Annotated in this window: 12 protein-coding genes, 2 tRNA genes, 1 rRNA gene and 1 riboswitch; of the genes, 10 read left to right on the forward strand and 5 right to left on the reverse strand. The window is 49.2% G+C overall.

All coding sequences use genetic code 11. The annotated features are described in order from the left end of the window. Positions 1-217: 217 nt before the first annotated feature. The 5 genes from tolB to ybgC form a co-directional block, all read right to left on the reverse strand. Positions 218-1,552, reverse strand: coding sequence for a Tol-Pal system beta propeller repeat protein TolB (tolB, locus tag JQN73_RS14395; protein WP_205319559.1), 1,335 nt, complete (start codon positions 1,550-1,552; stop codon positions 218-220). Positions 1,553-1,555: 3 nt separating this feature from the next. Further along, entirely contained in the window at positions 1,556-2,563 is a 1,008-nt protein-coding gene (tolA, locus tag JQN73_RS14400) for a cell envelope integrity protein TolA (RefSeq protein WP_205319560.1), read from the reverse strand. Positions 2,564-2,591: 28 nt separating this feature from the next. Continuing rightward, positions 2,592-3,026 carry an ExbD/TolR family protein gene (locus JQN73_RS14405; RefSeq protein ID WP_205319561.1) on the reverse strand — a complete coding sequence of 145 codons (435 nt, stop codon included), beginning with the start codon at positions 3,024-3,026 and terminating at the stop codon, positions 2,592-2,594. Next, positions 3,026-3,727 carry a protein TolQ gene (gene tolQ / locus JQN73_RS14410; protein ID WP_205319562.1) on the reverse strand — a complete coding sequence of 234 codons (702 nt, stop codon included), beginning with the start codon at positions 3,725-3,727 and terminating at the stop codon, positions 3,026-3,028. The genes JQN73_RS14405 and tolQ overlap by 1 nt, the downstream gene beginning before the upstream one ends. Positions 3,728-3,945: 218 nt before the next feature. Continuing rightward, complete coding sequence (gene ybgC / locus JQN73_RS14415) at positions 3,946-4,425, reverse strand: tol-pal system-associated acyl-CoA thioesterase (RefSeq protein ID WP_205319563.1); 480 nt, start codon at positions 4,423-4,425, stop codon at positions 3,946-3,948. A 383-nt stretch (positions 4,426-4,808) separates the two neighbouring features. Continuing rightward, a riboswitch (ZMP/ZTP riboswitch) is annotated at positions 4,809-4,923 on the forward strand. A 97-nt stretch (positions 4,924-5,020) separates the two neighbouring features. Between ybgC and glyA the strand changes: the two genes are divergently transcribed. From glyA to JQN73_RS14465, 10 genes are all read left to right on the forward strand, one after another. Next, the gene (glyA, locus tag JQN73_RS14420; protein ID WP_205319564.1) at positions 5,021-6,265 is read left to right on the forward strand and encodes a serine hydroxymethyltransferase; all 1,245 of its coding nucleotides are present in this window, start codon (positions 5,021-5,023) and stop codon (positions 6,263-6,265) included. A 180-nt stretch (positions 6,266-6,445) separates the two neighbouring features. Continuing rightward, positions 6,446-6,910, forward strand: coding sequence for a transcriptional regulator NrdR (gene nrdR / locus JQN73_RS14425; protein WP_205319565.1), 465 nt, complete (start codon positions 6,446-6,448; stop codon positions 6,908-6,910). A gap of 257 nt (positions 6,911-7,167) precedes the next feature. Beyond that, on the forward strand, positions 7,168-7,644 hold the full coding sequence (locus JQN73_RS14430) for a GspH/FimT family pseudopilin (RefSeq protein ID WP_205319566.1): 477 nt from the start codon (positions 7,168-7,170) through the stop codon (positions 7,642-7,644). Then, on the forward strand, positions 7,641-8,615 hold the full coding sequence (locus JQN73_RS14435; protein WP_205319567.1) for a PilW family protein: 975 nt from the start codon (positions 7,641-7,643) through the stop codon (positions 8,613-8,615). The genes JQN73_RS14430 and JQN73_RS14435 overlap by 4 nt, the downstream gene beginning before the upstream one ends. 155 nt (positions 8,616-8,770) lie before the next feature. After that, the gene (ribD, locus tag JQN73_RS14440) at positions 8,771-9,856 is read left to right on the forward strand and encodes a bifunctional diaminohydroxyphosphoribosylaminopyrimidine deaminase/5-amino-6-(5-phosphoribosylamino)uracil reductase RibD (protein WP_240162274.1); all 1,086 of its coding nucleotides are present in this window, start codon (positions 8,771-8,773) and stop codon (positions 9,854-9,856) included. An 18-nt stretch (positions 9,857-9,874) separates the two neighbouring features. Further along, positions 9,875-10,507: a riboflavin synthase gene (locus JQN73_RS14445; protein WP_205319568.1), complete on the forward strand. Its 633-nt coding sequence runs from the start codon at positions 9,875-9,877 to the stop codon at positions 10,505-10,507. Positions 10,508-11,084: 577 nt separating this feature from the next. Beyond that, the gene (locus JQN73_RS14450) at positions 11,085-11,708 is read left to right on the forward strand and encodes an isoprenylcysteine carboxylmethyltransferase family protein (RefSeq protein WP_205319569.1); all 624 of its coding nucleotides are present in this window, start codon (positions 11,085-11,087) and stop codon (positions 11,706-11,708) included. 775 nt (positions 11,709-12,483) lie between these two features. Continuing rightward, a 16S ribosomal RNA gene (locus tag JQN73_RS14455) occupies positions 12,484-14,016 on the forward strand. Positions 14,017-14,106: 90 nt separating this feature from the next. Next, positions 14,107-14,183 (forward strand) — tRNA-Ile (locus JQN73_RS14460). Between the two features lie 21 nt (positions 14,184-14,204). Further along, positions 14,205-14,280, forward strand: a tRNA-Ala gene (locus JQN73_RS14465). The last annotated feature ends 342 nt before the right edge of the window (positions 14,281-14,622 follow it).

Consider the following 14,622-nt stretch of genomic DNA (forward strand, 5'->3'; position numbering starts at 1 on the left):
TATTATTCTCCAGAGAGTTGAGTTTTTCAGGACTTACGCCAAATTACCTCGGCGGTTGCGCTTTCGTTGCCGTACTAGCTTACCGTCTTACCGTCTTCGTCGGCGCACCCGCAGGGACAATTTTGCGTAAGTCCTATTGTTGTTGCATATTACGTAATATGTTGCTTAATTTATTTGTATAACTTTATTGTTAATTTAAATATAGTACGTGCCACAACTACTTCATGAATGGGCCCCAGGTCGGTTCCCGGATATCGCCTGCCTGAACGGTCAATCGTTGTTTGACGCGGCCGTCAACCGAGACCACCGCCAACGATCCACGACGGCCACCAGACTCCGTCGCATACATAATGTACTGACCATTTGGCGAGAAACTAGGAGACTCGTCTTTGACTGTATCGGACAAACGCTGCTCCTGATTGTTGCTCAAGTCCATGGCGTACAACTGAAAGCCACCGTTCCGACGAGAAATATACGCCAATGTTTTGCCATCTGGCGAAATTCGAGGGCTAATGTTGTAATTACCGCTAAAAGTGACGCGCTGCGCATCGCCGCCATTTGCACTCATCTTGTAAATTTGTGGGCCACCGCTGCGATCGCTGGTGAAGTAAATACTTTGCCCATCGGCAGAGAATTGGGGCTCCGTGTCGATACCCGAAGTATTTGTCAAACGGCGCAAACCGCTTCCGTCAGCATTCACAACGTACACCTGAGTCAGGCTATCACGCGCCAGAGCAATTGCGATTTTGCTACCGTCAGGGGACCATGATGGGGCCGAATTACTGCCCTTGTAGTTAGCAATAATGGTGCGCTGTTTTGTCACCAGATTTTGCACGTACACAATCGGTTTTTTTGCCTCAAAGGATACGTACGCAACCTTGGTTCCATCAGGCGACCACGCCGGTGAAATAATCGGCTCGTTGGATCGCAAGGCAACCTGAGTGCCTTCGCCGTCGGCGTCAGCAATTTCGAGTCGATATTCTTTGCCCGACTTGGTGACATAAGCGATACGGGTAGCAAAAGCGCCGCGGATGCCGATCAATTTTTGATAAATGTCATCGGCAATTTTGTGTGCCGAAACGCGCGTGTACTGTGGCGATGACGATAACGACAGACCGGAGAGCTGGGCTGACTTCACGGTATCGAGCAACTTGTAACGAACATCGAAACGACCATCTGCCAATTTTTCTACACTGCCGACGACCAACGCGTCCGCACCACGTGACTTCCAATCGCCGTAATTGACTTGCGCTGCGTCCGACACCACGTCGCTGGTATCAATAATTTTAAACATGCCGCTACGTGACAAATCTGCCTTGATGATTGCAGTAATTTGCTGAGGAGCCAGATTCTCATTGCTGAAACCGGCGATTGCAATAGGGATTTGAGTGGCACCGACCCCTGCCGTTTCAATCCGAAGTTGGGCATACACCACTGGCGCCGATACGAGAGCAGCGACCGTGATGCTGACCGCTGCGATCGATTTTACGGAGTGGCGTACCGCGCTTTTTACAAACTTCCCGATGAGTGGTTTGAATGGGTTGTTATTCATAGTTTATTGATCTTTCGGTTTATGGATTCCGATGAAGCTGGAGGGAACAGAACCCGATTTATCTTTTGGATAAGGTGCGGATTTCTCAATCGCACGTTTTACCGCTTCGTCGAAACCTGAAATACCTGAAGGTTTTCTCAAGTGAATACTTGCTACCGATCCATCTGGCAGTAGCTGCACTTCATATTCTACCGACGGATTTCCAGTCATGCCATCGGGCACATTAAAGTTGATGAAGCCCTTTATTTTGGCGCCGACTTTTTGTGCATAACCGGGATCGCCACGCGGTCCCTGAGACTGGGCGGCAGTCCCGGTGCTATTAGATGCACCATTTCCCGTAGCTTGTCCTTGCAACTGTTTCATAACGTCATCATGGCGTTTTTTGTCAGCCGCATCTTCGGCCTTGCGTTGTTTGTCGGACGCCGCTTTTTTCGCCGCCTCTTTTGCTGCTTCCTGTTTTTGCTTTAATTTGTCGTCTTCGGCTGCTTGTTTAGCATCGGCATCTGCCTTTTTCTTGATGTCGGCGGTTTTCTGTTTGGCCGCCAGCTTATCCGCTAATTTAGCTGCGTCTTTTTTCTCCTGCTCTTTTTCCTGTTCGTCCGCTTTGCGTTGACGTTCTTTATCTGCGGCCGCCTGCTCTGCCTGGTCGCGGTCTTTCTGTTCCTGGACTTTGCGTTTGCGCTCTTTTTCCAAGGCAATTTCAGGATCGGGCACGACCGGTTGCACTACCTTTGGCGGCGGTGGCGCTACCGGCTCAACCGGCTTCGGTGGTGGTCGCGGCACTGGCTTTTCCGCCGGTTCCGTCTGCGTTGTCGGCGGTGGTGGTGGGGGTGCCGCATCGCGTACCTCCGGGTTCCACACTTCTGCCTCGACAGCGACGGGCACCTGGCTCTGCCAATGAACACCGATCCACAGGAATGCAATCAACGCTGCATGCACAGCTGCCGCCAGGGCGATGGCGCGCCATCTACCCGGTTCTTTTGGTATTGAGTAAGGGGTTCGATCTGTCATGAGCAGACTGTCACTTTGCGGCAGTTCGTCACTTGGTCGCCAATCCAACACGATTAATACCCATTATCTTGGCTTCAGAAATAACCTGTATGACTTCGTCATACTTAATATCTTTTTCTGCCGAGATCATCACCGGCATATCCGGATTGTCATCGTGAAGCGCTTGCAGTCTGGCTTTCAGTCTATTTTTTTCAACCGTTTCGGCCTGACTACCGCCATTTTTTTTGCCATTGATACGAACACTGAAATCCCCATTCGCTTTCAACGCAATTTCAATATATTCAGTCGGGGGTGCCACTGACTTGGCTGCGTTCGGCAAATTGATGACGTTCGGGTTAACCATCGGAGCCGAAACCATAAAAATTACCAGCAAAACCATCATCACGTCGATATACGGCACGACGTTGATTTCTGCTTTAAATTTGCGCGGACGTCCTCCGCGCATGGATGAGAAGCCCGTCATTAGCGCGCCTGCCGTTGCAAGATGTTGGAGAACTCTTCGATAAAGCTCTCAAAACGGATCGCCAGACGATCAACGTCATGCGCAAAACGGTTGTAAGCAACAACCGCCGGAATCGCAGCAAACAGACCAATCGCGGTCGCGATCAACGCTTCAGCGATACCGGGTGCGACGGCAGCCAGTGTGGCTTGCTGAACATTGGCCAGTCCCCGGAATGCATTCATAATTCCCCACACGGTACCAAACAGACCCACATAAGGGGACACCGAGCCGACCGACGCCAGGAATGCCAGATGCGATTCCAACGCATCCATCTCACGCTGGTAAGCTGCTCGCATCGCCCGACGCGAGCCATCTAGTAAAGCGGCAGAATCGGCGCTGGCTTTATGGCCAGCAGATGCTTTAATTTTGCTGAACTCATCCATCCCAGCTGCAAAAATGCGTTCCATCGCACCTGTAGCACCTGCGCCGCGGCGACGATTAGAGGTTGTTCCCTGATACAACTCAGTGAGATTGCCACCTGACCAGAAAGCCCGTTCAAACTCTTCTGTTTGCGCCCGCGCGCTTCTGATGGCGAACATTTTGCGAAAAATATACGTCCAGCTCATCACGGAAACTGCTAACAATAACAGCATGACAAGTTGCACGAGGACAGAGGCATTGGTGATGAGGGTAAGAAACGAAAGATCTTGAGTGACGGTCATGGAGGCGATCTGTATAAATGGACTTGGGCAGCTGTTCTAACTAACGCTGTTAAAGCGTCGGCCAAACGAATCTGAAATTTTTAGCGTTGAATAATGGTTTTAATTTCGTGAATGCACTATGGTGCAAAAAGAATGATTGTAATCGTTACGAGGGGCTTACGGTTTCGCGCTACTATTTAGAAGAATCGATCAACCGTTGCGATTGGTTCAAAGTGCAATCAAAAGGCCGTGCTTGTCGTGTCAATAGCGTTGTGTATGGGGCGAATCTGGTCCAAAACTTTTTTTGGAATAGCCGTCGGGCGAAATGTATTCGCATTGACGCAAACCACTTTAATCCGACCGGTTGCTAACAATTTAGGTGATTCATCGTCGTAGCGCCACGCCTGTTGAATGAATTCTACTGCCACACGGCCAACGTTTTCGACAATGACGGTTAAATAAAGTTCATCGTCCAAACGCGCCGGAGCATGATAATCAAGGGCAGTGCTTTTGACCACAAACATGACTTCATCGGTCCTGACCAATCGACTTTGCTCAATTCCCACGGCGCGTAACCACTCAGTACGGGCGCGTTCAAAAAATTTCAGGTAATTTGCATAAAAAACAACTCCACCGGCATCGGTATCTTCGTAATACACGCGGATGGACCAGTTAAAGTCTTTTTTTATGTCGTTTTGTGGGTTGAGCACTGCGTTCATGATGTGATGATGGATTAGTTGCTGTGGCAGTAGCGCGAGTCTAAACGACCGAGGATGTTTGCGTAAAAATGCATTTTTCTTGTCTGTTCGTTCTCGGCTAGTTGCGTTTGGCTATATAAGGTTATTTTCGAACCGATTTATTGGTGACACATTAACAACGATTTAGTAACAGCAACGGACAGTGATGCATCTGCGTACCTTTCACCTTCATGCGCTAATTTTTGAGGTGTTTTTTGTGTTGCGCTGCAAAATAAGTAGAAATTGTAGCCCAAACGCGCGGTTTTAAAAACTACAATCGCCCGAGGGTTAATTGAACCGATCGCCGTTATCGATTTTGACAATCTTGCTCAATCGAAGCCCTTGACTTACAATACGCGGACCATTTCGTCTCACGTAACTGGCGAAAACCGTACCGACGCAACTTGCTTCGCGTTCCGGGAAAGGTGGGCAACCATCGGGAAGCGTGAGATTTTACCGCCGTGCGCCTGGGCAGCCCGAATGGAACGTACGACTGAGGCTGCCGCATTCCCCCATTATTTTGGCCCTCATTCGATGCAGAACCTGCAAAGGCTCACCTCTATCGATTGGAATCATCATGTTTGAAAAAAATCACACCATCTCTAACGTCGATCCAGAATTATGGAGCGCGATTCAAAATGAGAACCACCGTCAGCAAGAACATATCGAGCTGATTGCGTCGGAAAATTACTGTTCGCCTGCTGTTATGGAAGCGCAAGGAACACAACTTACGAATAAGTACGCTGAAGGATATCCAGGCAAGCGTTACTACGGTGGTTGTGAGTTCGTCGATGTTGTTGAGCAATTGGCAATTGACCGCGTTAAGAAACTGTTCGGCGCAGAAGCAGCTAACGTGCAGCCAAATTCCGGTTCTCAAGCCAATCAAGGCGTTTTCTTCGCGGTATTGAAACCTGGCGACACCATCATGGGTATGTCGCTCGCCGAAGGCGGCCACCTGACGCATGGTATGGCATTAAATATGTCTGGCAAGTGGTTCAATGTCGTCTCTTACGGACTGAACGAGAAAGAAGAAATCGATTACGAAGCGTTAGAGCGTCTGGCCCATGAAAAGAAGCCGAAGCTGATTATTGCTGGCGCGTCCGCGTATGCGTTGCGCATCGATTTTGAACGTATTTCTAAAGTTGCCAAGGCGGTCGGTGCCTATTTCATGGTTGACATGGCGCATTACGCTGGTTTGATCGCGGCGGGTGAATATCCAAATCCCGTGCCTTATGCTGATTTCGTCACATCGACAACGCACAAATCGTTGCGCGGTCCTCGCGGCGGTATTATTTTGATGAAGGCTGAGCACGAGAAAATCATTAATTCAGCGATTTTCCCTGGCATTCAAGGCGGCCCGTTAATGCACGTCATCGCTGGTAAAGCTGTTGCCTTTAAGGAAGCGCTGACGCCTGAATTCAAAACCTATCAACAACAAGTCGTGAAGAATGCCGATGCATTGGCTAAGGCGCTGATTTCGCGCGGGTTGCGGATTGTTTCGGGTCGTACTGAGTCGCACGTCATGTTGGTCGATCTGCGCGCAAAAAATATTACAGGCAAAGAAGCGGAAGCGATTCTGGGTTCAGCTCACATGACCTGTAATAAAAATGCCATTCCAAACGATCCGGAGAAGCCATTTGTGACTTCCGGCATTCGTCTGGGCAGCCCGGCTTTGACGACACGTGGCTTCAAGGAAGCGGAAGCAACCAAGATCGGAAATTTGATCGCCGACGTATTGGACAATCCGCATGACGCGGACACCATTGAGCGCGTGAAAGTTGAAGTTAAGAAATTAACATCAGCATTTCCCGTTTATGCTTGATAGTCTGATGGTCTAGTTTGATCGAAAGGTGGGATTGGACCCAGCATAAGTAAAAGCACTAGGTCTGGGTCCGTTTCAGTTAATAACTGGAATGGACCCTTATAATATGACGATAGCAAAAGAAAAATAATATCTTAGCCGATAGAGCGTCGATCAACCGTTATATAGATTGCTGCCATCATGAAATGTCCCTTCTGCCATCATGAAGAAACCCAAGTTCTGGACACGCGTGTTTCAGAGGAAGGGGACGCTATCCGCCGCCGCCGCCGTTGTACAAAGTGCGACAAGCGCTTTACCACACATGAGCGGATCGAATTGGTGATGCCGGTAATCGTGAAAAAAAATGGTAGCCGTACAGACTTTGATGCGGCGAAACTGCGCGCCAGTTTGATGTTGGCGTTACGTAAGCGACCAGTTTCGGCCGAATCGCTGGATGAGGCGCTACAGAAGATAAAAGAAAAACTGCTTGCCAGTGGTGAACGGGAGGTTCTTACCGGTCATGTTGGTGAGTTGGTCATGCACGAGCTGAAACGACTGGATAAAATTGCTTACATTCGCTTTGCGTCGGTCTACAAAAGCTTCGAGGATGTTGCTGAATTTCAACATATGATCGAAGAGTTTTCCGGACCAAGCAGAAAAAAATAGTGGTCGGAATTAGTTGCTTTGTTCCTTGCAGCTCGACTGCGGGGTTAACGCTTTCTTATACGAGTTTGTAGCATAAGTAATCCTAAGCTTAACTTGCATCCATTTTTGCGTTGAAATGTGGGTGTTCGGAAAAAAAGACGATAGTATGCGTCCCTCCTTCATTCGATGTGAGGCTGGCCTTGATATCGCAATCTGCTGTTATTTCCCTTCCATTTTCCTTCACTGCACTACGGTCCGGTTTTACCTTTATTGAAATAATGATCACGATGCTTGTGGCGATTATTTTATTCGCAATCGGCACGCCATCAATGCGTCATTTCATTGTTGAAACTCACATGCGCATTGTTGTGAATCAGTTTGTTGTCGCCGCCACGCTGGCGCGGGCAGAGGCTATCAAGCATGGCCGCGCAGTGGTGATTTGCCGTGGTAGTAGCAGCGAATCGGGCGCGTTGTGCGCCTCCGGCGCTAGTGGCGAACGCGCCGCAAATGATTGGGGCAGCGGATGGATGGTGATGATTCCGAGTGATCGAGTGGTGTTGCTTCGACAGGCAGCACTCCATCCCCGCACCACCGTAATTGGACAGAACAAAGCGATTAAATACGATGGATTGGGGCGGCCCGGAGCGAGTTTTACCAAGTTAGTGTTTCGTCACAAGGGCAAGTTTGAGCGTGTCGTTTGTTTCAGTCGAAGCGGGCGCATAAATGTCCTTGTAGGTACGGCAGAATGCGCATGATATTTTTCAAACTCCCAAGAAAGAAGCGTCATTCGGGACACTTTCCCGCGCATCTGAAGATGCGAGAAAGCGGCGTCACCATTGTTGAGATGTTGGTCACCGTGATGATCACCATTGGATTGATTTTAGCGGTGGGCAATTTATATTTCGGCAGCCACGCAAGTTACCGGCTAAATGAGGCTCAGCTTCGTTTGCAGCACGACGGTCGTTATGCCATGCAGCTGATGGAGACTAATCTGCGGCAAGCAGGGTTTGGGCATCTTACGTCAGCCAGCGTCAATGCCGCCGAAGTCGATAAAACTGACTTCATTGGAGCAGACGGTAACGCGGCTCAGGGATTGCGTGGGTGTGATAATGGATTTGCAAAACCATTGTCGTTCGGGTTTGATTGCAAAAATGGTGCTGGAATGGCGGCGTTTGAAGTCGCCTATCGGGTGGCAGATAAATTTGATTTTGATAGCAGTGCTGGCACCGATTGCAATGGCTCCGCTGCTGGTTTAATCGCGTTGCCAAAGAGCCATCCAAGCTATACAGAAGGGCGCCTGGTGTCGGTAGCTAGCAACAGATTTTTCGTCGCCATGCCCTCCGGTCGAAAAACAACCTCATTGTATTGCCAGGGCAATAGCGGCAACGGCCGCAATGTTGCACAGCCGCTACTTAACAACGTCGAAAATATGCGGATGGATTTTGGAGTCGCGCCGATTGATGAATTTTCGGTTCAACAGTTTTTGACGGCGACACAGGTTGATAGCCTGTCGCAGGATCAATATCGAAACTGGAAAAGAGTGGTGCGCGTAAAATTGTGTTTGCAATTACATGCCGGCCAGTCCGGGTTTAGCACGTCGCAGCAATATGTCGATTGCAATGGAGTCGCGCAAATAGCGACCGATGGAAAATTACGTACGGTTATGACGAGTATTGTTACACTACGAAATAATGCCGCGACGACGCTATCTGATGGCGGGGCATAATGATGAACCGCCGACCGATTAGTGACAATGCAATAAAGGCAGTTTAATCTGCGCGCGATTGTCTGATCGATTGCGCCGGTCACTTTTTCTGTCCGGTGTCTGTTTTTTTAACATCCTCCACTAGTTACCGCTAATTTTTTTACAGGTTCGATACTATGATGCACGCTGACGTATTTATGGCTCACGCATTGCGATTGGCAGAGCAAGGCTTACTTACCAGTGCGCCAAATCCCGCCATCGGCTGCGTTATCGTCAAAGAGAGTTTGATCATCGGCGAAGGTTATACGCAACCACCCGGTGGCAATCATGCCGAAATTGAGGCGCTAAACGATGCGCGCGCCAAAGGTCATGATGTCCGCGGCGCTACTGCCTATGTCACGCTCGAACCGTGCAGTCATTTCGGACGGACGCCGCCTTGTGCGAATGCCTTGGTCGATGCTGGCCTGGCAAAAGTGGTCGCAGCGATGGCAGATCCTAATCCGCTGGTTGGCGGGAAGGGCTTTGAACGGCTGCGGGCAGCAGGAATTATTGTTGAAACCGACGTATTGGCAGAAGCGGCCCGTGAATTGAACATTGGCTTTTTCTCCCGTATGCAGACGGGAAAGCCATGGGTCAGATTAAAAGTCGCAGCCAGTCTCGACGGAAAAACGGCTCTTTATAACGGAGAAAGTCAATGGATCACTTCCCCCGAAGCACGTAATGACGGGCATCTCTGGCGTGCTCGCGCTGGCGTTATCCTGACTGGAATTGGTACGGTCAGTCAAGACGACCCGCAACTTACCGTGCGGGCGATTCCGGTTACGCGACAAACATTGCGTGTGCTAATCGATAGCAAGCTCGGAATTGATCCAAGAGCGCGCATCTTAAGCGGTGAATCGACCTTGATATTCGCTGCGGTTGGAAATGCCGAGAAAGAAGCGCTCCTTCGCGAACGCGGTGCCGAGATTGTTATCGTCCCGAATGCGCAGGGGAAAGTTGACTTGCCACAAGTAATATTGGCGCTCGGCCAACGCCAGATCAATGAAGTCCACGTCGAAGCTGGTGCCAAATTAAACGCCTCGTTAATCCGAGAGGGCTGTGTTGACGAGTTGTTGGTCTATCTGGCCCCGACCATTTTAGGTGATGCGCGCGGCATGTTCGATCTGCCGGGACTGAATAATTTACAAGACAAATTTTCCCTGAAATTTCATCAGATCAAGCAAGTTGGCGAGGATTTGCGTATCCTTGCACGATTCAATTAACTCTTCATTCCTATACACATGTTTACAGGCATCGTCGCAGCAGTCGGAAAAATTACTTCGGTACAAACACAAGGCGCGGGCTCAGAGGATGGCGTTCGGCTGGAAATTGATGCGGCAGACTTACCTATGGGGGATGTGGCTCTCGGTGACTCAATTTCCCTGAACGGTGCTTGCATGACCGTCACTGGAAAATCCGATACAGCATTTACGGTTGATGTCTCAAGAGAGAGTCTCAACTGTACAGTTGGCCTGGACGCCGTAGGAGAGGTTAACTTGGAAAAAGCACTGACATTGGCGGAGCGGCTGGGAGGACATTTAGTGTCCGGTCATGTCGATGGACTGGGTTTGGTCACCAAATTTGAGCCCGTCGGGGAATCGTGGGAGTTAGTAATACAGGCATCGCGGGATCTCGCGAAGTACTTCGCCTATAAGGGTTCCATCGTCGTCAATGGCGTATCACTGACGGTTAATCGTGTAGAAGACACAGCCGATGCATGTTTGTTCTCGATTAACCTGATCCCGCATACGATTCAAGTCACGACATTAAGGCATTTGGCGGTCGGCGTTCAGGTCAACCTGGAGGTGGATATGATTGCGCGATATGTTGAGCGGATGTTATCGGTGTCGAATGCTGGCAACTTGCAGTCCTGATCAGCCCCCTTTTTTTTTCGCTCCCTCTGTCTTTTTAAAGGCAGTTGGTCTGGTAGCAGCAATACATTGCTGCTATTGCATTCAGTTTCGTCAATACTGTTTCGTATTATCCCTCTGCGCGATACGGCGCTGCTTGTTAAGGCTTGGTGAGTGTGGGGAGTTGACGATATCCCGCCCCAAATGAAGTAATAAATTCTCCGGTCGCAGAATGTAGATCATCGCAGGTGCGGATTTAGCCTGAGTTCGATAAATTTTGAACTTCATCCGCCGTCCTTCCTTTATTCCTTTTTCTTTCTGCCTTTCAGCAGCTTGCACAGCGAGCTGGGCACGATTGGCTGTCGTTCGACTGCGCGTACCATCAGCGCATCATCATATAGATTAATCGCTGACGAGGACTAATGTCGCTCAGGAAATTTCATTCGGTTGCGTAGAGGTGCATCGTGATACATCTTGCGTTGTTTTGGGTCACCCGTTCCGCCGATGCGGCGCGGCGCGTTCTTACGCTATGAACTAAAATAAAAAAATGACCAATCTGAATAGAAAAGCGTTTCTAGGGCTTCTTCGCCTGCTTATTGGTATGAGCGTTTTATTGTTTGCTCCTGGGCGAACGCTGAATTTTTGGCAGGGCTGGGTTTTTCTTGCTGTTTTCTTTGGATCTTCACTGGCAATCACCATCTATCTCGCAAAAAATGATCCACAGTTATTGGCCCGGCGTATTAACGGTGGCCCGGGTGCTGAGAAGGTGAAAAAACAAAGCCTCGTAATTGGATTGTTATTAATAGTATTTGTGATGTTGTTTGTCCTGTCGGCCATTGATCATCGTTTGGCCTGGTCGAATGTGCCGTTGGGGATAGTCGCACTGGGAAATCTTCTGGTCGCTCTGGGCTTCCTCATTGTCTTTTTTGTGTTCAAAGAAAATACCTACGCTTCGGCGATCATTGAAGTCGACGCTAACCAAAAAATTATTTCGACTGGGCCCTATGCCTATGTGCGTCACCCGATGTACGCTGGCGGCATTGTAATGCTTGCAGGAATTCCACTCGCACTGGGTGCGTGGTGGGGGCTATTGTTAGTCGTTTTGATGGTGATATTAATTGGTTGTAGGTTGCTGCTTGAGGAGGCTTTTCTGATTGAACACCTCCGTGGTTATACAGATTACCAAAACAAGGTCAGTTATCGCTTGTTGCCATTCATTTGGTAGCGACGACATTTTTTGCTCCGTAACGTGCTGAGCTGGCGTTCACGGTCAATTGTTTGCTCCACTAATAAGATACGGCAGCGGTGGCGCCTGGCGGTGTTTATCATGCAGGATCGCGGACTGGTACCGTGGACCTACGAACGTGTTGTCTATATTAACGTCGCGATATGATTGAACAGCGCAGGAGAGGGCAGGTAGGGTTGGCTATTTTAGGGTGAATTCCCGCACTCAAAAAAGGCTAAATAACTACTTTTTAAAAATGTTTATAAAATTGCTTGCCAGCTTAGAGATGTGTTGCTATAGTTCGGCCTCTGTTGAAAACGACGCGAAATACACGAAACAGCGCAAGCGGTTTTGAGGGCGAAGTGGACGATGGAACGAGGTTGTAAAGTGGGGTGTTTTGAGTGGTAGAAGGAGTTGATTTGGTTTTAAATTGTTGAAAAAAATGATTTAAAAAGAAGTTGACGAAAAGCTCGAAACGCTACATAATCTCATCTCTCTGCTGCTGACAAACAAAACGATTTGTTGGTGCTGCGAACACTACGGTGTGACGCAAAACAGAGACAGTTCTTTAACAATTAACAGCCGATAAGTGTGGGCGTTTAATGAAAGTGCAGCGTTAATTGCTTCGGTGATTTGCGTATAACTTAAAACATTAAATGTTCACAAAAGAAGAAAAATAGGATATTTCGCAGAGTCAAATCTGAGAAGTAGCCTGTCAGTATTTTGAGTGAGCGATAGCAGCGATGCTAGGCAGCAATGCCACAAAACAGAGATTAAACTGAAGAGTTTGATCCTGGCTCAGATTGAACGCTGGCGGCATGCCTTACACATGCAAGTCGAACGGTAACAGGGAGCTTGCTCCGCTGACGAGTGGCGAACGGGTGAGTAATATATCGGAACGTGCCTGGTAATGGGGGACAACTAGTCGAAAGATTAGCTAATACCGCATACGCCCTACGGGGGAAAGAGGGGGATTCGCAAGAACCTCTCGTTATCAGAGCGGCCGATATCTGATTAGCTAGTTGGTGAGGTAAAGGCTCACCAAGGCTTCGATCAGTAGCTGGTCTGAGAGGACGACCAGCCACACTGGGACTGAGACACGGCCCAGACTCCTACGGGAGGCAGCAGTGGGGAATTTTGGACAATGGGCGCAAGCCTGATCCAGCAATGCCGCGTGAGTGAAGAAGGCCTTCGGGTTGTAAAGCTCTTTTGTCAGGGAAGAAACGGTCTTGGTTAATACCTGGGGCTAATGACGGTACCTGAAGAATAAGCACCGGCTAACTACGTGCCAGCAGCCGCGGTAATACGTAGGGTGCAAGCGTTAATCGGAATTACTGGGCGTAAAGCGTGCGCAGGCGGTTTTTTAAGACAGGTGTGAAATCCCCGGGCTTAACCTGGGAATGGCATTTGTGACTGGAAGGCTAGAGTGTGTCAGAGGGGGGTAGAATTCCACGTGTAGCAGTGAAATGCGTAGAGATGTGGAGGAATACCGATGGCGAAGGCAGCCCCCTGGGATAACACTGACGCTCATGCACGAAAGCGTGGGGAGCAAACAGGATTAGATACCCTGGTAGTCCACGCCCTAAACGATGTCTACTAGTTGTCGGGTCTTAATTGACTTGGTAACGCAGCTAACGCGTGAAGTAGACCGCCTGGGGAGTACGGTCGCAAGATTAAAACTCAAAGGAATTGACGGGGACCCGCACAAGCGGTGGATGATGTGGATTAATTCGATGCAACGCGAAAAACCTTACCTACCCTTGACATGGCTGGAATCCTTGAGAGATCAGGGAGTGCTTGAAAGAGAACCAGTACACAGGTGCTGCATGGCTGTCGTCAGCTCGTGTCGTGAGATGTTGGGTTAAGTCCCGCAACGAGCGCAACCCTTGTCATTAGTTGCTACGAAAGGGCACTCTAATGAGACTGCCGGTGACAAACCGGAGGAAGGTGGGGATGACGTCAAGTCCTCATGGCCCTTATGGGTAGGGCTTCACACGTCATACAATGGTACATACAGAGGGCCGCCAACCCGCGAGGGGGAGCTAATCCCAGAAAGTGTATCGTAGTCCGGATTGTAGTCTGCAACTCGACTACATGAAGTTGGAATCGCTAGTAATCGCGGATCAGCATGTCGCGGTGAATACGTTCCCGGGTCTTGTACACACCGCCCGTCACACCATGGGAGCGGGTTTCACCAGAAGTAGGTAGCCTAACCGTAAGGAGGGCGCTTACCACGGTGGGATTCGTGACTGGGGTGAAGTCGTAACAAGGTAGCCGTATCGGAAGGTGCGGCTGGATCACCTCCTTTCTAGAGTTTGCACGGACATTAAGCGTCCACACTTATCGGTGTGTTAGTTAGAAGAAGAACAGTCATCATTAGGTAGGTGCTAATCAGGACGGGTCTGTAGCTCAGTTGGTTAGAGCACCGTGTTGATAACGCGGGGGTCGTTGGTTCGAGCCCAACCAGACCCACCACGTGATAGATGTACGATTTATGGGGGCTTAGCTCAGCTGGGAGAGCACCTGCTTTGCAAGCAGGGGGTCATCGGTTCGATCCCGTTAGCCTCCACCATATTTACGTTTGACCCGGCACAACGCAGGGGCAATCAGTAGAAGTAAAAATCAAACCTAAGTCAGTATTTCATGCGCGTTATAGGGTGAAATAAAAAGGGATTTAGGTTTGATCTTTAGACGATCATTGGCTGTTTGTTCTTTAACAATTTAGAAGAAGTAAAGAATTCGTCCGCAGTGCGACAGCATTGTGGATGGGTATGATTGTATCAAATCAAAAAAGTATTAAAGAGTTCTCAAAAGAGTCTGCGCTAGTAATAGTTGCAGACAAATGCGAAAACACTTTGGATACGGCAAACGCTAAAGTAATACTCATAAGTAATAATACTATGACCGGTTTTTA

Origin of the sequence: Glaciimonas sp. PAMC28666 (genome assembly GCF_016917355.1) — a bacterium.
Classification (GTDB): Bacteria; Pseudomonadota; Gammaproteobacteria; order Burkholderiales; family Burkholderiaceae_D; genus Glaciimonas.

Coding starts and splice junctions, on each gene's coding strand:
- tolB (WP_205319559.1), bottom strand. CDS start 1,552: ATGAATAACAACCCATTCAAACCACTCATCGGGAAGTTTGTAAAAAGC.
- tolA (WP_205319560.1), bottom strand. CDS start 2,563: ATGACAGATCGAACCCCTTACTCAATACCAAAAGAACCGGGTAGATGG.
- JQN73_RS14405 (WP_205319561.1), bottom strand. CDS start 3,026: ATGACGGGCTTCTCATCCATGCGCGGAGGACGTCCGCGCAAATTTAAA.
- tolQ (WP_205319562.1), bottom strand. CDS start 3,727: ATGACCGTCACTCAAGATCTTTCGTTTCTTACCCTCATCACCAATGCC.
- ybgC (WP_205319563.1), bottom strand. CDS start 4,425: ATGAACGCAGTGCTCAACCCACAAAACGACATAAAAAAAGACTTTAAC.
- glyA (WP_205319564.1), top strand. CDS start 5,021: ATGTTTGAAAAAAATCACACCATCTCTAACGTCGATCCAGAATTATGG.
- nrdR (WP_205319565.1), top strand. CDS start 6,446: ATGAAATGTCCCTTCTGCCATCATGAAGAAACCCAAGTTCTGGACACG.
- JQN73_RS14430 (WP_205319566.1), top strand. CDS start 7,168: ATGATCACGATGCTTGTGGCGATTATTTTATTCGCAATCGGCACGCCA.
- JQN73_RS14435 (WP_205319567.1), top strand. CDS start 7,641: ATGATATTTTTCAAACTCCCAAGAAAGAAGCGTCATTCGGGACACTTT.
- ribD (WP_240162274.1), top strand. CDS start 8,771: ATGATGCACGCTGACGTATTTATGGCTCACGCATTGCGATTGGCAGAG.
- JQN73_RS14445 (WP_205319568.1), top strand. CDS start 9,875: ATGTTTACAGGCATCGTCGCAGCAGTCGGAAAAATTACTTCGGTACAA.
- JQN73_RS14450 (WP_205319569.1), top strand. CDS start 11,085: ATGAGCGTTTTATTGTTTGCTCCTGGGCGAACGCTGAATTTTTGGCAG.